This is a genomic window from Actinoplanes sp. NPDC051388, assembly GCF_055586225.1.
In genome coordinates this window covers 102,135-121,825 of the sequence record NZ_JBVJIP010000025.1, presented here as the reverse complement: position 1 = coordinate 121,825, position 19,691 = coordinate 102,135, and the positions used below count along the sequence as shown (strand labels likewise).

The 19,691-nt window shown below is 69.4% G+C and carries 20 protein-coding genes; 9 read left to right on the top strand and 11 right to left on the bottom strand.

Annotation, left to right across the window (positions count from 1 at the left end; translation table 11 throughout):
• The first annotated feature begins 25 nt into the window (after window positions 1–25).
• Complete coding sequence (locus tag ACZ6TI_RS42725) at window positions 26–580, top strand: hypothetical protein (RefSeq protein WP_465351000.1); 555 nt, start codon at window positions 26–28, stop codon at window positions 578–580.
• Window positions 581–830: 250 nt separating this feature from the next.
• Here the strand turns inward: ACZ6TI_RS42725 and ACZ6TI_RS42720 are convergent, their stop codons facing one another.
• From ACZ6TI_RS42720 to ACZ6TI_RS42705, 4 genes are all read right to left on the bottom strand, one after another.
• Window positions 831–1,619, bottom strand: a complete 789-nt coding sequence (locus ACZ6TI_RS42720) for a sigma-70 family RNA polymerase sigma factor (RefSeq protein ID WP_465350999.1) — start codon at window positions 1,617–1,619, stop codon at window positions 831–833.
• 119 nt (window positions 1,620–1,738) lie between these two features.
• Complete coding sequence (locus ACZ6TI_RS42715; protein ID WP_465350998.1) at window positions 1,739–2,602, bottom strand: aldo/keto reductase; 864 nt, start codon at window positions 2,600–2,602, stop codon at window positions 1,739–1,741.
• 129 nt (window positions 2,603–2,731) lie between these two features.
• The gene (locus ACZ6TI_RS42710) at window positions 2,732–5,086 is read right to left on the bottom strand and encodes an FdhF/YdeP family oxidoreductase (RefSeq protein ID WP_465350997.1); all 2,355 of its coding nucleotides are present in this window, start codon (window positions 5,084–5,086) and stop codon (window positions 2,732–2,734) included.
• 662 nt (window positions 5,087–5,748) lie between these two features.
• Window positions 5,749–6,384 (bottom strand): MIP/aquaporin family protein, encoded by a 636-nt coding sequence (locus ACZ6TI_RS42705; RefSeq protein ID WP_465350996.1) that lies wholly within the window; start codon window positions 6,382–6,384, stop codon window positions 5,749–5,751.
• Window positions 6,385–6,833: 449 nt separating this feature from the next.
• Here ACZ6TI_RS42705 and ACZ6TI_RS42700 point away from each other — a divergent pair, with 449 nt between their 5' ends.
• Window positions 6,834–7,523, top strand: coding sequence for a response regulator transcription factor (locus ACZ6TI_RS42700; protein ID WP_465350995.1), 690 nt, complete (start codon window positions 6,834–6,836; stop codon window positions 7,521–7,523).
• 10 nt (window positions 7,524–7,533) lie between these two features.
• Here the strand turns inward: ACZ6TI_RS42700 and ACZ6TI_RS42695 are convergent, their stop codons facing one another.
• Window positions 7,534–7,887, bottom strand: a complete 354-nt coding sequence (locus ACZ6TI_RS42695) for a response regulator (protein WP_465350994.1) — start codon at window positions 7,885–7,887, stop codon at window positions 7,534–7,536.
• Window positions 7,888–8,056: 169 nt separating this feature from the next.
• On the opposite strand from ACZ6TI_RS42695, the gene ACZ6TI_RS42690 reads away from it, so the two are divergent.
• On the top strand, window positions 8,057–8,989 hold the full coding sequence (locus ACZ6TI_RS42690; RefSeq protein WP_465350993.1) for a serine/threonine-protein kinase: 933 nt from the start codon (window positions 8,057–8,059) through the stop codon (window positions 8,987–8,989).
• On the opposite strand, the gene ACZ6TI_RS42685 is transcribed toward ACZ6TI_RS42690, so the two are convergent.
• The 4 genes from ACZ6TI_RS42685 to ACZ6TI_RS42670 form a co-directional block, all read right to left on the bottom strand.
• Entirely contained in the window at window positions 8,982–9,212 is a 231-nt protein-coding gene (locus ACZ6TI_RS42685; RefSeq protein WP_465350992.1) for a hypothetical protein, read from the bottom strand. The genes ACZ6TI_RS42690 and ACZ6TI_RS42685 overlap by 8 nt on opposite strands.
• Before the next feature lie 3 nt (window positions 9,213–9,215).
• Window positions 9,216–9,941 carry a hypothetical protein gene (locus tag ACZ6TI_RS42680; protein ID WP_465350991.1) on the bottom strand — a complete coding sequence of 242 codons (726 nt, stop codon included), beginning with the start codon at window positions 9,939–9,941 and terminating at the stop codon, window positions 9,216–9,218.
• 99 nt (window positions 9,942–10,040) lie between these two features.
• Window positions 10,041–10,943, bottom strand: a complete 903-nt coding sequence (locus tag ACZ6TI_RS42675) for an NAD(P)-dependent oxidoreductase (protein WP_465350990.1) — start codon at window positions 10,941–10,943, stop codon at window positions 10,041–10,043.
• A gap of 108 nt (window positions 10,944–11,051) precedes the next feature.
• The gene (locus ACZ6TI_RS42670; protein WP_465350989.1) at window positions 11,052–11,780 is read right to left on the bottom strand and encodes a YoaK family protein; all 729 of its coding nucleotides are present in this window, start codon (window positions 11,778–11,780) and stop codon (window positions 11,052–11,054) included.
• A 327-nt stretch (window positions 11,781–12,107) separates the two neighbouring features.
• On the opposite strand from ACZ6TI_RS42670, the gene ACZ6TI_RS42665 reads away from it, so the two are divergent.
• Both ACZ6TI_RS42665 and ACZ6TI_RS42660 read left to right on the top strand, forming a co-directional pair.
• On the top strand, window positions 12,108–12,758 hold the full coding sequence (locus ACZ6TI_RS42665; RefSeq protein WP_465350988.1) for a signal peptidase II: 651 nt from the start codon (window positions 12,108–12,110) through the stop codon (window positions 12,756–12,758).
• Between the two features lie 23 nt (window positions 12,759–12,781).
• Window positions 12,782–14,740, top strand: a complete 1,959-nt coding sequence (locus tag ACZ6TI_RS42660; RefSeq protein ID WP_465350987.1) for a GAF domain-containing protein — start codon at window positions 12,782–12,784, stop codon at window positions 14,738–14,740.
• A gap of 38 nt (window positions 14,741–14,778) precedes the next feature.
• On the opposite strand, the gene ACZ6TI_RS42655 is transcribed toward ACZ6TI_RS42660, so the two are convergent.
• Together ACZ6TI_RS42655 and ACZ6TI_RS42650 are read right to left on the bottom strand one after the other, a co-directional pair.
• Entirely contained in the window at window positions 14,779–15,684 is a 906-nt protein-coding gene (locus ACZ6TI_RS42655; protein ID WP_465350986.1) for an NAD(P)-dependent oxidoreductase, read from the bottom strand.
• A complete protein-coding gene (locus ACZ6TI_RS42650) occupies window positions 15,681–15,815 on the bottom strand; it encodes a hypothetical protein (protein ID WP_465350985.1) in 135 nt (44 codons plus the stop codon). The genes ACZ6TI_RS42655 and ACZ6TI_RS42650 overlap by 4 nt, the downstream gene beginning before the upstream one ends.
• Before the next feature lie 272 nt (window positions 15,816–16,087).
• Between ACZ6TI_RS42650 and ACZ6TI_RS42645 the strand changes: the two genes are divergently transcribed.
• The 4 genes from ACZ6TI_RS42645 to ACZ6TI_RS42630 all read left to right on the top strand — a co-directional run bounded on the left by ACZ6TI_RS42645 (window position 16,088) and on the right by ACZ6TI_RS42630 (window position 19,601).
• Window positions 16,088–16,588 (top strand): hypothetical protein, encoded by a 501-nt coding sequence (locus ACZ6TI_RS42645; RefSeq protein WP_465350984.1) that lies wholly within the window; start codon window positions 16,088–16,090, stop codon window positions 16,586–16,588.
• A gap of 51 nt (window positions 16,589–16,639) precedes the next feature.
• Entirely contained in the window at window positions 16,640–17,008 is a 369-nt protein-coding gene (locus tag ACZ6TI_RS42640; RefSeq protein WP_465350983.1) for a response regulator transcription factor, read from the top strand.
• A gap of 74 nt (window positions 17,009–17,082) precedes the next feature.
• The gene (locus tag ACZ6TI_RS42635) at window positions 17,083–18,054 is read left to right on the top strand and encodes a PrsW family intramembrane metalloprotease (protein WP_465350982.1); all 972 of its coding nucleotides are present in this window, start codon (window positions 17,083–17,085) and stop codon (window positions 18,052–18,054) included.
• A complete protein-coding gene (locus ACZ6TI_RS42630; RefSeq protein WP_465351025.1) occupies window positions 18,015–19,601 on the top strand; it encodes an MFS transporter in 1,587 nt (528 codons plus the stop codon). Before ACZ6TI_RS42635 ends, ACZ6TI_RS42630 begins: the two co-directional genes overlap by 40 nt.
• Window positions 19,602–19,691 lie beyond the last annotated feature (90 nt).

Sequence of the window (19,691 nt, the reverse complement as noted above, 5' to 3'; positions counted from 1 at the left end):
ATTCAGCGGGAATGAGGTGAGTCCGATGTGGCAGCGGACGATGGGTATCGCAGCGGTGACCCTGCTGCTGATGTCGGCCTGCGATGCGGACAAGAACGCCGAGACAAGTCGTGAGGTGGCCGCGATCCCCGGTGTGAACGCCCAGGCCGGACCGATAGCCCTTCGCGACCTGCTCGTTCCGTTCCGCGAGGGAGGCTATCCGGCGGGCAGCGACGTGCCGATGGTGGTCCGGCTGTTCAGCTCGGCGAACCAGGCCGTCAAGGTCAGCCAGGTCACACGAGGCTCAGGTGGAGCGATGACCGTCCGGCCGCGGAAGGTCGGACTTCGACAGTCAGGTACCGGCGCCGGTAGCGGAGGCAATACGCCACTGGTGATCCCGCCGCAGGGCTATCTGCTGCTGGTGCCGGAGTCCGGACCGTACCTGGCGGCCGAGGACATCGCGGCCGCGCTGCCCTACGGCGAGACATTGTCGGTGCGCTTCACGTTCAGCACCGGCGACTCCGTCGAGATCGACATGCCGATGGCGCCCCCGGCGTACCCTGTGACCGGGCAGTCGCCATCGGCCCAGGCCACGGCATAAGGGCGGCGCGGTCGCCGGCCAGAGCACCTCTTCGATCCCTGGCGAAGGGAATCTCCATGTCGTCCACGCAGATCGATTTGGCCGGGACCGAGCCGTCGGGCCCGACCGGCCAGGCTTCAGACCGGTACGGGCGCGGGTTGGTCCACCGCTGGACAGGGCGGTTGGTGCGGACATAGGACGTCGAGCGCGCGGCGACGATCCGGCCGATCCGGTTGCGGCGACGGAGATTCGCCCGGCGGGTCCGGCCACGTCACCGCTGTCTCCCGGCTGTGGGCCGAAGTGGCAGCGCGCGGAATCCGGTGCTGACCGTCCGAGCCGCCGGCCGGTCGTCCAACCCACGGCGGAGCTGCCCGATCGCCTTGTTCAGGATGCGCCAGACGTGCATCTGGGAGCAGCCGACCCGGTTGGCGATCTCCGTCTGGGTCAGACCGTCACCGAATCGCATCGCCAGCACCCGTTGTGTGCGCTCGGGCAGGGCGGCCAGCAACGGGCGCAATGTCTCCACATTCTCCACGTGCGTGTATGCCCTGTCCGGGCTGCCGAGCCCGGCCGCCACGGTGGTGCCGTCGGCAGACCGCAGGGGGACGTCGAGCGACAGTGGCCAGGCGGCCTCCCCGGCACGAATGGCCTCGCCGACCTCGTCCGGCGAGCAGGAGAGGTGGTCGGCGAGGTCCGCGGCGGTGGGTACGCGTTGCAGGTGCTGCGCGAGTTGGTCAGTCGCCGCCCGGATTCGCGTACGCAGGTCCTTCACGGGCCGCGGCGGGTGCAGCATCCAGCTGTGGTCACGGAAGTGACGTTTGATCGTTCCCGCGATGGTGGGCGCCGCGAACCTCCAGAACGGCGTTCCCCGGCCGGGATCGAACCGGTCGACCGCCTCCACCAGAGCGAGCGCGGCGACCTGACGGATATCCTCCGTGCCCGGTCCGCGTGAGCGGTACCGAGCCGCGAGGCTGTAGGCCAGACCGAGGTGAACTTCGACGAGCCGGTCGCGCAGCGCGGCCCGGACGATCGGGGCGGCGGTCGTGGCCAGCGCCGCCAACGCGTCATGGCAGTCGGCCCAACGGCAGCAGCAGTCCGCTGTGGAAGCCTGCTCGGAGGGCCGGCGTTGGGGATCTTCTGTCGTTCGCACATTGCCACCCGTGTGTCCGGACACCGCTCTCAGTCGCCTTCGCCGTTCAGGGAGGCGATCTCGGCGGCGGCGAGCGGGATCGCGGCGGCGGCGATGTTGTCGTCCAGGTGCGACACCGAGGCGGTGCCCGGGATGGGCAGCATCTGCGGGGACCGGGCCAGTAGCCAGGCGAGGACGATCTGCCGGGGAGTGGCGTGGTGACGGCGGGCCAGTCGCGTCACGGCCGGGCTGCCGTCAAGATCCTGGAGCGGCGCCCAGGGCAGGAAGACCATCTGCTCCTGCTCGCACAGGTCGACCAGTGACTCGGACCGGCGGTCGTTGAGGTTGTACCGGTTCTGGATCGACACGATCGGGGTGAGCCGCTGCGCGCGCCGGAGCTGTTCCTCTGTCACGTTCGACAACCCGATGTGCCGGATCTTGCCCTGCTCCTTGAGGTTGACGAGGGCGCCGACGGAGTCCTCCAGCGGCACCGACGGATCGGGCCGGTGGAACTGGTAGAGCGGGATCTGGTCGAGCCGGAGCCGCCGCAGGCTGCCCTCGCAGGCCTCCACCAGATGCTCAGGCCGGCCGTTGACCGGCCATTGTCCAGGCCCGGTGCGGTCCAGGCCGCCCTTGGTCGCGATCACCAGATCATCAGGGTACGGGTGCAGCGTCTCGCTGATGAGCTCCTCGCTGACGTGCGGCCCGTAGGAGTCGGCGGTGTCGATGAAGGACACGCCGAGCTCGATGGCCCGGCGTAGCACCGCCTTCGCTTCGTCCCGGTCGGCGGGCGGGCCCCAGATGCCGCCCCCGGTGAGACGCATGGCGCCGAATCCCAGACGGTTGACCGTCAGATCGCCACCCACGTCACTCGTGCCGGCCATCCCGGCGTGCAGAATCCTCGCCTCTGACATGTCGCGCGACTCCTTCGATCTGCGTCAGGTCTAGGCGATACGATCCCGGTCCGCGGCCGTCCCGTCGTCCCGGCAGGCAGGCAAACGGGCTACCGGCTAGCCGGAAAACTCGGGAGCCGTCAGCCGAATCTATCGACTGGGCGTCACCGTCACGACGAGATGCTTCGTCACCGGCTGCTCGCTCTGCGTACTGACGTCGGCGATTCCGCAAAGAACGTTCAGCTCCGGCATGTAGCCGGCCGCGCAGCCGGGCGGAATCTCGTAACGGACAGCTCGGTAGCCGTGCACCGTCCGCGTCGTCCCGTCCTTCGAGAAGCTCGTGACGTCGACGAGGCCGAACTCCTCGAGGCCGCGGTCGCGCATGTCGTTCTCGTTCATGAAGATGACGGTGCGCAGGCCCTTCAGGCCGCGGTAGCGGTCGTCGTTGGAGTAGATGGTGGTGTTGAACTGGTCGTGCGAGCGGACCGTGGCCAGCACGAGGCGGCCCTCGCCCGGATCGACGTCGTCCGGCAGCGGCGGCGATGAGAACTCGGCGCGACCGGAGGCGGTGGCGAAGACTCGCTCCCGTGCCGGTTGATGGATGCGGAAGCCGTGCGGGCGGCGGACGCGTGTGTTGAAGTCCTCGAACCCCGGCAGCACCTGTGCCATCGCATCGCGGATGCGATCGTAGTCCTCGGCGTAGGCACGCCAGGGGATTCTGCTCTCCGGAAGCGTGGCCTGGGCCATTTCGGTGAGAATCGCGCACTCGGAGCGAAGCTGCGGCGAGCCGGGCTCCTTCATCCCGTAGGACAGGTGGACCATCGACATCGCATCCTCCACCGTGACCCCCTGCGCCCCGCTCGCCTGGTGGTCCCGGTCGGTGCGGCTCAAGCAGGGGAGGATCAACGCTCGCTTGCCGTGGACGATGTGGCTGCGGTTGAGTTTGGTGCTCACCTGCGCGGTCAGCTCACACCTCCGCAGCGCCTCGAAGGTGTACGCGAGATCGGGGCTGGCCAGCGCGAAGTTGCCGCCCAGCGCGACGAACACCCGGACGTCGCCACGCTGCATCGCCTCGATCGTGTCCACGGTGCCCAGCCCGTGTGCGCGTGGCGGTTCGAACCCGTACACCCCGGCAAGCCGATCGAGAAACGCCTTGTCCGGACGGTGGTTGATGCCGCAGGTGCGGTTGCCCTGGACGTTGCTGTGCCCGCGGATCGGGCACGGCCCCGCCCCTTCGCGGCCGATGTTGCCGCGGAGCAGCAGCAGGTTGACGATCTCACGCACCGTGTCGACGCCGTGCTCGTGCTGCGTGAGGCCGAGGCACCAGGCGATGATCACCCGCTTCGACGCCATGTACGAGTCGGCGAGCCTGCGGATTCCGGGCTCGTCCACGCCGGCGTCGCGGACCAGGTCGTCCCAGGAGGTGGTCTCGACCTGTGCGCGGTATTCGTCGATGCCGTGCGTGTGGCCCGCGATGAACTCCCGATCGAGAACGTCCGGATCCTTCTCGGCCGCCTCGAAGACGGCCTTGGCGACGCCACGTAGCAGCGCCAGGTCGCCCCCGATCCGGACCTGGACGTTCATGGTGCCGGTCCCGGTCGTGTGGAAGGTCGCCATGTCGACGAATTCGTGCGGGACGATCGTGCGCCGCGAGGCCGCCTCGATCAGCGGATTGATGTGGACGAGCTGCGCGCCGCGCCGGTCCGCCTCGGCGAGCCAGGTGAGCATCCGCGGCGCGTTCGTCGCCGCGTTGTCGGCCATCAGCCAGATCGCGTCCGCGTCCTCCCAGTCCTGCAGATCGACGGTGCCCTTACCGGTCCCGATCGCCGCCGTCAACGCCCGGCCGCTCGCCTCGTGGCACATGTTCGAGCAGTCCGGGAGATTGTTCGTCCCGAACTCGCGCACCCACAGCTGGTAGAGGAAGGTGGCCTCGTTGCTGAGCCGCCCGGAAGTGTAGAACGAGGCCTGATCCGGACTGTCCAGCTCCCGCAGCATGCCGCCGACCAGCGCGAATGCGTTCTCCCAAGAGATCGGCACGTACTTGTCGCTCGCCGGGTCGTAGCTCATCGGTTCCGCGAGCCGCCCCACCGCCTCGAGGTCGTGGTCGCTCCACCCGGCCAGCTCGCTGACCGTGTGGGTGGCGAAGAACTCCCGGTCGGCCTTCGCCGGGGCGAGCTCCCAGGTGGCGTGCTTGACGCCGTTCTCGCAGATGTCGAGGCGTAGCCCGGTCGGGTCGTCCGGCCACGCACACCCCGGACAGTCGAAGCCGCCGTCCTCATGGTTCATCACCAAGAGCGCACGAAAGCCCTCCAGCGGTTCCCCGGCCCGCTTGAGCACCTCTCCGACGCTGCGGGCGGCGCCCCATCCCGCGGCGGGATGGTGGTACTCATGGCGCGAATGGTCACCCTGTGGAGTGGGACCACGCCCGAGCGCGGGCACACCCGGTACCGCGCCGAGCATCCGCTGCTCCGCGTCGTCCTGCCTCTCGTGAGGTGGCGATGCCATCGTTCCTCCTTGCGAGTGCCATGGGTGCGGCGAGGCGGCAAGGATGAGGCGGCCGGGCGGCATCCGTGCCGCCGGCTTGATCGTCTTCCTGCTCGCTGCGAGGCCGCTTCTGCGTGAACTCTCGAGCGTGTGGCGCCGTCTTGTCGGCGTCGACGATGTCCGCCAGCCAGCGTAGCCCTGGAGCCGGACCGGAGGAACCCCGCGATAGCCGTAGCCTGCAAAGCAGTGTCTAGTAAGGACGGATGCGATGGCACGCCGGCGGGCGGCATCGAGCGTATCGTGTGTCTCTTGTGGTCAAACGCGCGCGGGTTTTCTTGCCGGTCGTCGCCGCTGAGATGGGTTCATCGCCATGCTCCACGCCGCAGTCAACAACAGCCTCGCCGTCCTCGCTGACGCCCCGTTAGTACAGGTTGACCGGGAGTATCTGTTCGAGGCCCGGCAGATGCAGGCGCTCTCGCTCGGGCTGCACATCCCGGGCGTCCCTCGCAGGTTCGCCCGTGGCCGGCCCGGTGTCGTCCCGGCCAGCACCTCACTTCGCTACCCACCAGCAGGTATCCGGGCGCGCCTGCCGGCCGCGGAGACCGTGCGGCCGGGCACACCCGTCGCCGGCGACGGGTGCGCCCGGCCGCGTCTGGTGGAACCCGCCGGATCGACGAACCGGATCACTTGTCGGCAGGGTTCAGCGCCCGGAAGGCGAGTCCTGCGACGACACCGCCGAGCAACTGGGCCACCAGGTACACCCAGAGAGTGGACCAGGCGAAAATGCCTGCGGTGTCAACGCCGAGGGCGACCGCCGGGTTGAACACCGCCCCGGAGACGCCGCCGACGGCGACGGCGCCGGCCACGACGGTGAAGCCGATGGCCAGGCCGTAGAAGGAGTTGACCGGGTGGTCGCGGCTGGTGGCGACGTTGACCACGACGTAGCAGAGCGCGAAGGTGAACACCAGTTCGGCGACGAAAGCCGCGGCCGTGGCATGGCCGGACAGCGTCTGCGCGTGGACGTCGGACGGCTGGATCACCCAGCGGGCGACCAGCGCGCCCAGCACGCCACCGACGACCTGGGCGAGCCAGTAGCCGATCAGGTCAGCCGGCTTGAGCCGGCCGCGGACCAGCGCTGCCAGGCTGATCGCGGGGTTGAAATGGCCGCCGGAGATGTGCCCGCCGGCGTAGACCATGACCATGATGACGGCTCCGACGGCCAGCGGAGCCAGCGTGCCGCTGACCAGTGCGGTGGCCACGACCGTGAAGACCAGCAGGAAGGTCCCGATCAGTTCGACAGCGTACTTCCGAGTGGCCACCGCTTTGCGATTCGGTACCGCGTTTTGCGGACCGGCCTGAGCCTTGATCCCTGGCGCAGCTGTTGCAGTGCTCATCGGGATCCCCTTTCCCTTTCGATGGATTCCGGATTCGGATCGTGATTCCGGACATTGCGAAGTCTTGCCGTGCGCACTGGTCGGCGGCATTGAGGTCAGTGGCCAAGGTGCTCTGGATGCTGCCCGGAGTTGGCGGGTAGCGGCTGCCGGGTAACGAAGTCGGCCGCTGGCCGCCATGACGAGGCGCCTCGCGCCGTCGATCGTGGATGTGTGGTGTGTGCGGGAGCGACGCTGTTGGCGGCCGTGGCCGTGGCCGCGGCCTGGCGACGGAAGGTCCGGCGCAGCACAGGGCAGAATGAGATTCCGCCAGCCGGTAGCGGGGCGTGGCCGGACGTTGGCCGATAATGCTGCTAACGAGTGGGATGGAGCCGCCGATGGCCGGTCCGGGATCCAACAACGACAGCCCAAGCAAGAGTGAGACACGCGTGGTGCTGGCCGAGGACGACCTCCTGCTCCGTGCGGGGCTGGCCAGCCTGCTCGAGCGGTCGGGCTTCGCGGTCGTCGGGGAGGCCGGCGATGGCGAGCAGCTACTGCCGTTGGTCCGCGAAACCAGACCGGACCTGGTGGTGGTCGACATTCGGATGCCGCCGACCCACACCGTCGAAGGACTGATCGCCGCCCGGCAGATCCGCCAGGAGCTCCCCGGGACCGGCATCCTCGTCCTGTCCGCCCATGCCGACGTCGAGCACGCCATGGAACTGCTCGCGAGCGGCCGGGGTATCGGCTACCTGCTCAAGAGCAGGGTCACCGACGTAGCGGAGTTTCTCGACACGTTGGAGCGGATCGCCAAGGGCGGCTCGGTGGTGGACCCGGCGCTGGTCCAGGAGCTGGTGGGCGCCCGCCGTCGCGACGACCCGCTCGCGGTGCTGAGCGTGCGGGAGCGCGAGGTGCTGGCGCAGATGGCCGAGGGGCGTTCCAACGGGGGTATCGCCCGCCGGCTATGGGTTACCGAGGGCACGGTGGAGAAGCATGTGCGCAGCATCCTGGCCAAGCTCAGCCTGCCCGAGACCGATGACGATCATCGCCGGGTCCTCGCCGTGGTGGCTTTCCTCGACGCCCGCTGAACCCGTCCGGTCAGGCCGGTCGGCCGAGCAGATCACGGATGGCGTCGGCGGACAGGGTGGCCTTGGGCAGGAACCCGATCGCCGGGCTCGCCGCGATCAGCTCGGCGTAGTCCTGTTTGGCATGAGTGGAGATCAGGATCACGGGCCCGGTGGACCCGTTCGAGCGGCGGTGGAGTTCCCGGGCGACCTCGAAGCCACTCTCAACGCCGAGCTCGATGTCCAACAGCGTGACGTCGGGTCGCAGATCCCTCACTCGCCGTAGTGCCTCGGCCCCCGTCGAGGCCACTCCGACAACTACGATCCCCTGGCCTTCCAGGACGTCACGGGCAGCGTCAAGGAAGAGCGAGCTATCGTCGACGATCACGCAATGAAGCATGTCCCCAGGATGCCAGGCCCCGGCGCCGGCGGCCTTGCAGCTACCCGGACACTCCCTCGGCACCGAGGCTGGCCTGTGCATATACCGGCCAGCCGGTAGTCAGGTTGGGCGCTCGCCGTGACGACAGGCGACCCGCCGATCGCCATCGTGATAGAGCATGAAGGCCCTCTCGTACGAAGCCGGCCGGAGCTCCCGCCGCACGGAGCGCCCGCGTCCGGGCGACCGGCTCACGGTCGCCACCATCGCGGCGGATCAAGCAGGCGGCTCGGTGCCCGAGCCTGCCGGCCGGCTTGTGGCCGGCCGTTACCGGCTCTGGTCCGTGCTGGGCCGCGGCGGCATGGGATCGGTGTGGCTCGCCGAGGACGAGCTGCTGGAACGCCCGGTCGCGCTCAAGCAGGTCACCTCGATCGACTCGCTGTCCGAAAAGTCCGGGAAGGCGGCCCGTGCGCTTGCGCTGCGGGAGGCGCGTGCCGCCGCCCGGGTCGACCATGTCGGTGCGGTGCGGATCCACGACGTGGTCAAGGAGAATGGTGACCCGTGGATCGTCATGGAGGCGCTGTCCGGGCGGACGCTGGCCGAGACGATCAACGACAAAGGGCCGCTGCCGGTCGACCACGTGACGACGATCGGCCTGTGCCTTCTCGACGTGCTGCAGGCGACCCACCGGGCCGGCGTCATCCACCGCGACGTCAAACCCGGCAACGTGCAGCTCTGCGACGACGGCCGGGTCGTACTCACCGACTTCGGCATCGCCTACACGTCGGCCGGCGAGTCCGGCCCCCCGACCGGCGGTCTCGCCGGCAGCCCCGGCTATGTGTCGCCGGAGCAACTCCACGGCGCCGAGCCCGAGCCGGCATCCGACCTGTTCTCACTCGGCGCGACGCTGTTCGCGGCTGTCGAGGGAAAGTCACCCTTCGACAAGGGCGACCTGTTCGCCACGATTCTGGCCATCATGGACGCCACGCCGGCGCCGTTCCGGCGTGCCGGTCGGCTGCGTCCGGTCATCGAAGGTCTACTCGCCACGGAACCCGATCGGCGGTGGAGCATCGACCAGGCCCGTGCCGCCTTGCGGGCATCCGGCGCTAGCTGACGCGGCGAAGGCTCACACCGACCACGGCGACCGCGGCCAGTGGCGGTAACCACCAAGCGGGCACGGCAACCGTCCGCAGCAGCCAGGTCAGCACCAAGGCGGTCGTCACCGTCGCGGCGATGGTCCAGTCGTCGCCGATGATGAAGCGGTACCAGAACCTTCCGAAGCCCTTGAGCCAGGTCAGGCCGCGGGCACCTGCGCGGTTGAGCGGGGGAGGAGCCATGGTTCACCTCGAGTACTGGGAGACGGTCTTGCCGGAGCGCTGCCGCAGACGCCCGATGTACCAGCCGGCAGCGAGCACGTACCACCCGATGAGGGCGAGGAGCGCCTGGTCGCCGCCTGGCCACGCCACCCCGAGCCCTTGCACCGCCCAGAACGTCCCGAAGCTCGACAGCAGCGTTCCCACCAGGAGTTGCAGGGCGCTGCGGGGAATGCGCTGCACGGCCCCGCGGGCGAGCACCCCGGCGCCCGCGATGATCACAAAGGCGGCGGCCGCGCCGAGCAGCGCGGTCGGGAAGGCCTGCGCGGTGGCGCCGAAGCTGACCACGATGAGCGCGATCTCCAGGCCCTCGAGCAGCACACCCTTGAACGACAAGACGAACGCGGTCCAGTCGACCCCGTGATCGGGGATGTCCTCGGTGGACGCGGAACGAGCACCCATGCCGCGGAGACCGTTGGCGCTGACTCGGCTGATGCCCTTGCGAAGCCACTGCAGGCCGAACACCAGCAGAAGTGATCCGACCACGAGCCGCAGGGCGCCGATCGGGACGAGGGTCAGCGCCGTGCCGAGCGCGGTGACGAGCACGGCCAGGACGGACAGGCCGGCGGCGGCGCCGAGCCAAGTCGACCGCCACCCCCGGACGCTGCCGACACCGACCACGATGACGACCATCTCGATGACCTCGACGGCCGCAGCCAGAAATGTGGTGACGAAGACCGACGAGGGACTCACCGGAACTTTCCTTTCGCACGGTCGACGGGAGCGCAGTGCTAGGTCCTGTTTCAAATTCGGTCGCGTGGCTGGTTCCCCGGAGGTGAATTTGAACAGGGCCTAGGCGCGGTGGCTCGTGTCGCCCAGTGCCAGCCGGGCGGCGCTGATGTCCTGGCGGCCGTGACCCGCGGCCACGGCGGCGTGCCACTGGCTGGAGAGCGCGGCGAGGAGCGGCGGGGCATCGCCGGGCGCGGCGCTGATCGCAAGATCGACGTCTTTGAGCGCCCATTCGAGCGGGAACTCGGCGCCGAAGTCGTTCCGGTCCATCTTCTGGAGTTTGGCATCGGCGATCGGCGCGTCGAGTGGTCCGCCCTCGATGACCTCGGCCAGTTGCTGGTGACCGATGTGGAGTCGATCGGCGAGTTCCATGGTCTCGGCAACCCCCTCGATGAGGATGGACATGTAGGCGTTGACGACCAGCTTCATCTGGCTGCCCTTGCCGGCCTCACCGAGCCACACGGTCCGACGCCCGAGGACGTCGAAGACCGGGCGCGTCCGGTCGGCCGCCGCGGTGGGTCCCGACGCCAGGATCAGCAGACGACCCTGCTCCGCCGGTCCTTTGCTCCCCGACACCGGGGCGTCCACGAACATGACCCCGGGCCGCTGCCCGGCCAGCCGGTCCCTCGTCCGCAGGGTCGCCTCGACGCCGATCGTGCCCATTTGCGCCCACACACATCCCTCCGCGAATGCGCCGATCACCCCGTCGTCGAAGATCACCGAATCCAAAGCGTCGGCCGTGGGCAGCATCGTGATCACCACCGCAGCGCCCCGGATCGCGTCCCTTGCGGACGAGGCGACCACCGCGCCGGCGTCCGCGAGGGGACCGGTCGCAGCCGTCGACCGATCCCATACCCGGGTGTTCAGGCCCGCGGCGACCAGGTTCCGGGTCATCGCCGAACCCATGATCCCGGCGCCGATCACCGCGACCGTCGCGGGTGTCTTCCGGCCGTCGATTTCTGCCATGACAGCTCCCTTCGCTCTGTGCTGACCTGTCCAGAGTTGCGGAGCGTTGTGCGGACCCGCATTGCAGCTAGCCGTGATTTCGCGGCGGCCGGCAGTCCGGACCGTTCGCTATCGCCAGACTTCGGACCCGGGCGAGCGGGCGCTGCCGTACGCGGTCGCGGCGCCGACCAGCAGCAGGGCCGCGGCCAGCCACAGCGGCGCCGAGGTCGTCACCAGTCGCAGCAGCACACCGCCGATCAGGGCGCCTAGCATCATGGCCAGGACCGAGAGCACCCGGCGGACTCGTACCGGTGTGGGGGAGGCGTCCGCGACCAGGCCGGTGACCGTCATGGTCAGGACCGTGGTCGTCAGGTCGGGCACGCCGAGCCGGCGCACGACCGCGTTCTGACCACCCATGGCCAACGCGAGCAGCACCACCAGGAACAGCCGGGTCACCGTCAGTCCGGTGCCCGCGACGGCCACCACGACGGCCGACGCGAGCACGAGTACGGCTTGGAGCGAGCAGGCGACCGCGAGCAGGAAGCCGCGGTGTGGCCGCGGTTCTCGGCCGAGCCGGCCGCCGAGCGCCGCGCCGGCCGCGAACGCGACGATCGCGAAGAGACTCGCGACCGCTGATATCTGCCCGGCGCCGGCCATGGCGAAGCCGAAGAACACGATGTTGCCGGTCATGTTGGCGACGAAGACGTGGCCGAGAGTCAGGTAGCTGAACGCGTCGACCAGCCCGGTGACAACGGTGAGCCCGATCAGCAGCCGGGGCAACGGCCCATGCCCGGCCGCGGCGTCCGACGGCTTGCCCGGCAGGGCCGGTTGGTGCGGTGTGCGTCCGAACCTTGTCATGTCACCCTCCGTCGCGCCTACTCGCGGCGGCGTGTGCGCCGCCCCGGGCAAGGGTGGCGCTCCGGGCTTGGGGGCGACCTCGTGGCCAGTGTCCATCTCGTCTTCCCGCTGGCCGGAATTCCGGTGCTCGCCGGGTCACGGGTTCCAGTCAGCCGGAAGGCGGGACGGCCGCTGGCCGTGATGGCCGGGACCCGTCCGGACACCACCCTTGGCTGGGACGGGTGTCGCCGGCAGGCCGGACTGGGGAGACGAATGACCAACCACGGCACGACGACCGCGGCTGTCCCGGCGGTCCAGCTGAAGGAGAGACTTGGGCAGCGATCGACGGTGCTCACGCTGCTGACCGCCGTCGTCATACTTGATCAGTCGACGAAGTGGTGGGGCTGGCGGCACGCCCCTGCCGCGATCATCAACAGCGGCGGCAACCAGCTTGTCGGGGAGACGGTCAGCGGCTGGTACGCGGATCCAGCCATCGGCGCCGTGCTCGACCTGTTGGATTTCGGTTTGTTGACCATCGCCGTGTCCGTCCTGGTGCGCCGCCGGCGCCCGGTTCACGTCCTGGCTCCGGGCGCAATGATGGCCGGCGGGTGGATCAGCAATCTGCTCGACCGTTTGGGGACGCACTACTGGACGGCCCCGGGCAGTGTGCGTGGCGCGGTCGACTTCATTCACCTGGGTGACCGGTATTACAACGTGGCCGACTTCTTCATCGTCGGTGCGACTCCCGTGTTCCTGCTGGCGGTCATCGGGTCTTTGGGTATACGGGCCGCGAACGGGCGTGCCACGATCCGGCCGGTGGCCGTGACGACGCAGCGTACGGCGGGGAGACGGATGACGGCATTGGTCGGCATCCTGGCCCTCTCCGTCGTCGTAGCGACCGGCGCCGTGAACTACGGCGGAGTCCGCGAGCCGCGCACGCCGGCCGGCGCCGACCTGACAAATCAACGCGGACTGCCGAGCGCATCGTTCTTCCGCTAGCGTTTGCTGGTGGACGCGATGAGATGGCACGGCGCCGGCTGAGCCTCCCGCCCAGGCTGTCCGGCCTGGCGGCAAGTGTGGCGGCGGTCGCTGCGGTGACCGGCGTCGTCGCGCTGCTCCAGCCGCACGTTCCCGTGCTGAACCTTCTGGTGCTTTACCTGTTCGCGGTCCTGCCCGTGGCGGTCTTCTGGGGAGCACGGCTCGCGGCGCTGACATCGGTTCTGAGCATCGCCGGCTTTGCGGTCCTGTTCCTGCCACCGGGCTCGATCTGGGGGGCCGGAACGCCGAACGTCGCGGCTCTCGCGGTGTTCCTGGTGACGGCCGTGGTCGTCGGGGAGCTTGCGGCTCGGTCACGGCGAGCGGCGGTGGTGGCGAGCCGGCTGACCGAGCAGCAGTCGGCGTTGCGCCGGGTCGCCACCCTGGTTGCGCAGTCGGATGCGCCGTCGACAGTGTTCGAGGCGGTCACCCGGGAGGTCGGCGTGCTCTCCGGCGCCGATCTGGCCCGTATGGAGCGCTACGAGCCGGACGGGACGGTGACCGGCGTCGCCTCGTGGAGCAGAGTGCCGGATCAGTTGGTCATCGGCACCCGGTTCGAACTCGACGGACTGAGCGTTGCCCGCGACGTGCAGCAGACGGAAGGTCCGGTCCGGCTGGAGAGTTTCACGGGGGCGACGGGCGCGATCGCGCAGGAGGCTCGCGGAATAGGCATCCGCTCGTCGGTCGGCTGTCCGATCATCGTGGCCGGGCGCCTGTGGGGGGTGATCGCCGCGTCGACCAAGAATGAGCAATCCTTCGCCTCGAACACGGAGTCACAGATCGCCAGCTTCACCGAGCTCGTCGCGACCGCCGTGGAGAACGCCGAGGCGCGGGCGGAGCTGCGCCGGATGGCCGATGAGCAGGCAGCTTTGCGGCATGTGGCGACGTTGGTCGCCCGGGGCGTGGCGCCCGATCTGGTGTTCGCCACGGTGGCCGAGGAGGTGGGCGCGCTTTTCGCTGCGGACGCCACCGCGCTCGTCCGGTTCGAGGCAGGTGAAGAGGCCACGTTTCTGGGGGGCAGCGGGTGGTTGTCGCCGCAGCAGCCGGGCTCGCGGTTCAAGCCGCCGCCCGGCCACGCTCTGGCGACGGTGCGGGAAACGGGCCACGCCGCCCGCACCGGCGAGGATGTGACACTGCCGGAGGACGTGGCTGCGGAAGGCATCTGCTCCACGGTGGACGTTCCGGTCGCGGTCGAGGGCCGTCTCTGGGGAGCGATCAACGTCGCGTCGCGTAGCGGACGGCTTCCCGCGGACACCGAGCAGCGGATGGCCGACTTCACCGAACTCATCGCGACGGCGATTGCGAACGCCGAGGCGCACACCAAGCTGACACAGTCACGTGCGCGCATCGTCGCCACCGCGGATGAGACCCGGCGGCGGATCGAACGGGACCTCCATGACGGGGCCCAGCAACGGCTCGTCTCGCTGGCGCTCGAACTGCGCCTCGCGCAGGGCACAGTGCCCGCTGATCTGCCGGCGCTGCGCGACGGCATCGGTCAGGCCGCCGACGAGCTGACCGCGGTACTGGACGGGCTGCGCGAGATGTCGCGAGGCATCCACCCGGCGATCCTCTCCGAGGGCGGCCTCCGCCCGGCACTGCGCACCCTCGGTCGTCGTTCGACCGTCCCCGTCCAACTGACCGTCGAAGCCGACTCGCGGTATCCCCCCTCGGTTGAGGTGGCGGCCTACTACGTTGTGTCCGAGGCACTCGCCAACACCACGAAGCACGCCGACGCATCGCACGCCGAGGTAGTGGTCGAAGAGCAGGACGGAACGCTGCACCTGCGCATGTCCGATGACGGTGTCGGCGGGGCGTCACCCCAGCGGGGTTCCGGCCTGGCCGGGCTGCGCGACCGGGTCGAGGCGCTCGGTGGATCGATCGATGTCAGCAGTCCCGCTGGACACGGCACGGTCATCCGGGTGCGCCTCCCCACCGACCCCGGCTGACTGACCAGGCCGCCGTGCGTCGCTGACGCCACAATGCCTCAGCCGGCAGAGTTGCCGTCCGCCATCTGCTTCAGGACGGCGAAGAGGGAGGCGATGTCCCGCCGCTCATAGCCGAGGCGGCCCGCGACTTCGAGGATCTCATCGGCGCGGCTCGCGGTGGGCAACGGGATCTTCAGCTGTCCTCCCGCGGCCAGGGCGAGCTCGATGTCCTTGTGCATCAGCCCGACGTCGAACCACGCTTCCTCGGGGAGGTGGAGCACGAGCGGGGCCCGGGCCTTGAGCATCGGCGAACCGATCGGGCTGTCGGTCATCACCTGGAGGGCGACCTTGCGGTCCAGCCCGGATCGGTCGGCGAGCAGCAGTCCCTCGGCGAGGGCGAGCATCTGGACGGCGAGGTTGATGTTGATGGCCAGCTTCAGCGCCAGACCGTGCCCGTTGGCGCCCACGTGCGTCGGGGTGCCCAGTTCCCGCAGGAGCGGCTCCACGCCGCGGTAGACGTGCTCATCGCCGCCCACCATGATCGTCAGGGTCCCGGCGCGAACCTGCGGAACGCTGCCCGACACCGGCGCGTCCAGCAGGGAAGCTTCGCGCGCCGCAACCCGCGTGGCCAACACCTGGCTCGCGCGCGGGCTCACCGTGCTCATGTCGACCCAGATCGTTCCCGGCCTGAGCCCAGCCAGAACACCATCCGCTCCGGATGCCACCGCCTCCAGCGCCTCGTCGTCGGGAATGGAGGTGAACACGACCTCGGCGGCATCGGCGACCGCGCGGGCGGTGTCGCGCCAGCGCAGCCCCTCCGACACCAGGGTGAGCGCCTGCTCACGGGAGCGGCTCATCCCGTATACCGGGTATCCGGCCTGTAGGAATCTGGTCGCCATCGCGCCGCCCATGTGACCGAGACCGATGAAGCCGATCCGAGGAATCCCGTTGGTCGGCACCGTCATGCTCCGGTCTCGATGATGGTGAAGCCGAATTCACATCCGCCGCCACCGATCGCCCAGGCGCCGAATCCGATGCGTGTGATCTCCATGCCAGTCCCGCCGAGGGAAGCCGTCTTGAGGCCGGTGGTGTTCATCTCGCTCCTCACCGTCGCAGGTTGCGGACGGAGTCTGATGGCCACCCGCAACTGCATCCAGGTTCTCGCGGCCCATCCGGTGTGTCATTGCGGTCAGTGGCACTCCTGGTGGAGTGCTGGCAGGAGCAGCGGAACTCCGGCTGGTAGGTACTCGATTTGGCCGCTGGTGGTGCAGACCAAAGCAGCTCCCGGAGGGACCGTGAGTCGAGGTCTCGAGGACAGCGGGAGGAACAGCCGTGAAGATGCAGCCGAAAGGTACCTGGCGCCGACGAATGCTCGTCCTGTTCGCCGTGGTGATCGGCGGCGGGGCACTCGCTGTGGTGACCTTCGGCCGATCCGCGCCCGACGGCGTGGTAGTGATCGGTCACGGCCTGCTGCTGGTGTTGGGGATGATGGCGTTGCGCGCATCGGTCGTCCACGTTCGCCGGAGGCTGGCGGCCGCGTGGCGAGCCGCCGGGGACCGTCGTGCGGCCCGGACTCCGCAACCCACCAATCCGCCGATCGAGCGGATCGCCGTGGACCTGCGACGGCTGCTGTGGCAACACGACATGTTCTCCCGACCGAGTCGGTCGCTCAACCACGCTCAGCGCTTGGCTGTCCTGGAGGCCGCGATAACCGATTGCGCCATCCAGGCGGCCCGCGCTCTCGATGTGCCGTGCCCGGCTCGGCCGTCCTGGGGCAGATACGACCGGCCCCAGCTGCGCCGGCTGCTCCGCGGGCTCGCGGCTGAAGGTCTGGTCCTGCCGACCGAGGTCACGTTGCTGACCTCGTGATTCCGGCTACCTGTAGTGCGCAACGATCGAGCCGAGTGCCATGCTCATGGCGTGGTACTGCGCTGCTTCATCGTCGACGACAACGAACGGTTCCTGGCCGTCGCCACCGCCAGCCTCGAACATGATGGGCTGGTGGTGGTGGGAACCGCGCGGACGACGACGGAGGCCTTCGAGAAGGTCGAGGCGGCGCGGCCGGACGTGGTGCTGATCGACATCAACCTCGGTACGGAGAGCGGATTCGATCTGGCCCGGCTGCTCGTGAACCGTTACCCGGAGTTGCGAGGCCGGCTGGTATTGATCTCCACGCATCAAGAAGAGGACTTCGCCGAGCTCATCGCCGCCAGCCCGGCCGCCGGTTTCCTCTCGAAGGTTCAGCTGTCTGCGACCGCGGTCTGCGACCTGGTGCGACCAGCGGCGTGATTTACCGCTAGCCGGTATGCACGACGGCCGCTGGCAGCGACGCCGGAAGCGAGGGACTTTGCCAGTCTGAAGGCATGACACAGCTGATGGAGACGAGGCAGGGTCCGCGCGCTGCGGAGCGACGGGGGCCGGTCAGCTGGGTACGGATTCTGCTCGGCGGTGGCGTGTTGTGGATCGCGACCGTGGTCACCAGCTTCATCACCGGCAACGTAAACCTCGTCCCGACGGTCATCCTGCTGGGCAGCTTCCTGGTTCCGGTCACCTTTGTGGTGCACGCCTTCGGCCGTACCGATGGGGTGCTGACCGCTCAGCGCATTTTCGTCGCTTTCGTCTGTGGCGGCGTGCTGGGGGTGTTGGGCGCCTCGGTCCTGGAGTCCGCGATACTGCCCCACGCGTCCGGGCTGGGCTACCTCGGCGTCGGGTTGATCGAGGAGGCGGTCAAGCTGGCGGCGCTCTGGTGCCTCGCCCGCCGGCTGCCCCGTTACACCGTACGGGACGGGATGGTGCTGGGCGCGGCCGTGGGATTCGGCTTCGCGGCGCTGGAGAGTGCCGGCTACGCCTTCACCGCCATGTTCACCTCCGACGGGTTGTCGCTGCTCAATGTGGTGGAGACGGAAGCGCTGCGCGGCGTGTTGGCACCGGTCGGCCACGGCCTGTGGACCGCGATCCTGGGCGGTGCTCTGTTCGCCACCGCCGCCCACGCCAGGCGCCGCCGGCCCCGGCTGCGCGTCTCGCTGGTGGGTTGGTATCTGGTCGTGTCCGTGCTGCACGCCCTCTGGGATGCCGCGGCCGGCATGGCGGTCTGGCTGACCCTGGTGCTGACCGGCGGCTCGGCACAGTGGACTCTTGTTCGGGTGGGCGACCTGCCCGACGTGACCCAGGCGCAGGTGCACCTGTCCACCGTGCTGACCTGGGTACTGATGGGACTCGACGCCGTAGTGGGCCTCCTGATCCTGCTGGTACGCCGCAAGCGGATTCAGGCCCGCACGTGGTCGTCCGCCGGGGGATTGCCCGCCGGTCCGGCGACGGTGGAGGCACCGAGGTGACGGCAGCGCTCGCTGCGACCCGCGCGACCGGCTACCCGGGGCGCTGGCGGGCGTTGGGAATCAGCCAGGCTGCAGCGTTCATGGCGTTGCTCGACGTGAGCATCGTCAATGTCGCCCTGCCCTCCATCGAGCGTGGGCTCGACGCCTCGGCCGGCACCGTGCAGTGGGTGGTCTCCGGCTACGCGTTGACGTTCGGGCTGGCCCTGGTGCCCGCCGGGCGCCTCGGCGACAGCCTCGGCCGACGTCGGATGTTCCTGATCGCGCTGTCGGCGTTCGTGGTGACCAGCGCGCTGACCGGCATGGCGCCGACGATGGGTCTGCTGATCGCGGCCCGGCTCCTGCAGGGCATCGCCGGCGGCATGCTCGTACCGCAGAATTCGGGTCTGATCCAGGAGCTGTTCGAAGGCCCGGAGCGCGGCCGTGCCTTCGGTATTCTCGGCGCCACCGTGGGGCTGGCCACTGCGGCGGGGCCGGTGGCCGGTGGACTCATCCTGACCGCCGTTCCCGGCCCGGCGGATTGGCGGTGGGTGTTCTTCATCAACGTGCCGATCGGCCTGGCCGCCTTACTGCTGGCCCGGCGATTCGTGCCGGCGGCCGCCGGTCGCCGGCCGGCCCGCGCCCACCTGGACGTGACCGGCGCGCTGCTGCTCGGCGCGGGCATTCTCAGCCTTCTGCTGCCCCTCGTCGCGGCCGACGACGGCGGACTGGGCGGACTGGCGTGGCTGTTCGGATTGGCTGTCCTGCTCCTTGCCGGCTTCGTTCGGTGGGAGGCGCGCACCGCGCGGCGCGGGCGGCAGCCGCTGCTCGATCCGAAGCTGGTCCACGTTCCCGGCTATGCCCCGGGAGCGGCGATCGGGCTGGTGTATTTCCTCGGTTTCACCGGCATCTGGCTGGTGCTGGCGATGTTCTTCCAGCACGGTCTCGGCTATTCGCCGCTGCGCTCGGGCCTGGCCGTGACCCCGTTCGCGATCGGGGTGGCGGTCTCCGCGGTGATCGCCGGGCGGCTGGTGCCCCGCCTGGGGCGCTGGCTGACGGTGTGTGGACTGGCCTTCACCGTCGCGGGGCTGGTGGTGACGGCGGCGCTGCTTGGGGTGTCCAGCGGCTCCACGCCGATCTGGATGGTCGCGCTGCCGTTGCTGTTGGCGGGCCTCGGCGGTGGCATGGTCACCTCGCCTAACATGACGCTGACACTGCAGGGCGTGCCGGTCGACATGGCCGGTGTCGCCGGCGGCGCGCTGCAGACGGCGCAGCGCATCGGTTCGGCGATCGGGACAGCCGTGTTGGCCACGATCTTCTACCACCTGCTCGGGAGGGCCGGCGACGGCTATCACGCCGCGGTGCGCGACACCCTGCTGTGGGCGTCCGGGTTCATGCTGCTGGCGCTGGGGCTCGCCGTCGCCGACCTGATGGCGCACCGGCGCGGCCAACTGTCGGCCAGGGCCGGTTCGATTGCTGTACCCGATGATGATCCGGCTGGTCGGCGCTCTGGGGCGGCTGGTCCGAAGTGTCACGGCTGTGCTGGCGGAGGTCCTCATACTGCGTCATGAGGTGGCAGTGCTCGGCGGCAGCTGAATAGCCGGCCCCAGATGTCCGGACCGGGCGATCCTGCCCCGGCCCGGCCGGGTGATGCCCTCGAC

What these genes read in the sequence shown, in the direction of transcription:
- ACZ6TI_RS42725 (WP_465351000.1), top strand. Translation starts at nt 26, where the DNA reads ATGTGGCAGCGGACGATGGGTATCGCAGCGGTGACCCTGCTGCTGATG.
- ACZ6TI_RS42670 (WP_465350989.1), bottom strand. Translation starts at nt 11,780, where the DNA reads ATGACAAGGTTCGGACGCACACCGCACCAACCGGCCCTGCCGGGCAAG.
- ACZ6TI_RS42710 (WP_465350997.1), bottom strand. Translation starts at nt 5,086, where the DNA reads ATGGCATCGCCACCTCACGAGAGGCAGGACGACGCGGAGCAGCGGATG.
- ACZ6TI_RS42655 (WP_465350986.1), bottom strand. Translation starts at nt 15,684, where the DNA reads ATGACGGTGCCGACCAACGGGATTCCTCGGATCGGCTTCATCGGTCTC.
- ACZ6TI_RS42690 (WP_465350993.1), top strand. Translation starts at nt 8,057, where the DNA reads ATGAAGGCCCTCTCGTACGAAGCCGGCCGGAGCTCCCGCCGCACGGAG.
- ACZ6TI_RS42685 (WP_465350992.1), bottom strand. Translation starts at nt 9,212, where the DNA reads ATGGCTCCTCCCCCGCTCAACCGCGCAGGTGCCCGCGGCCTGACCTGG.
- ACZ6TI_RS42715 (WP_465350998.1), bottom strand. Translation starts at nt 2,602, where the DNA reads ATGTCAGAGGCGAGGATTCTGCACGCCGGGATGGCCGGCACGAGTGAC.
- ACZ6TI_RS42645 (WP_465350984.1), top strand. Translation starts at nt 16,088, where the DNA reads ATGCTCGTCCTGTTCGCCGTGGTGATCGGCGGCGGGGCACTCGCTGTG.
- ACZ6TI_RS42675 (WP_465350990.1), bottom strand. Translation starts at nt 10,943, where the DNA reads ATGGCAGAAATCGACGGCCGGAAGACACCCGCGACGGTCGCGGTGATC.
- ACZ6TI_RS42635 (WP_465350982.1), top strand. Translation starts at nt 17,083, where the DNA reads ATGACACAGCTGATGGAGACGAGGCAGGGTCCGCGCGCTGCGGAGCGA.
- ACZ6TI_RS42650 (WP_465350985.1), bottom strand. Translation starts at nt 15,815, where the DNA reads ATGAACACCACCGGCCTCAAGACGGCTTCCCTCGGCGGGACTGGCATG.
- ACZ6TI_RS42700 (WP_465350995.1), top strand. Translation starts at nt 6,834, where the DNA reads ATGGCCGGTCCGGGATCCAACAACGACAGCCCAAGCAAGAGTGAGACA.
- ACZ6TI_RS42660 (WP_465350987.1), top strand. Translation starts at nt 12,782, where the DNA reads ATGGCACGGCGCCGGCTGAGCCTCCCGCCCAGGCTGTCCGGCCTGGCG.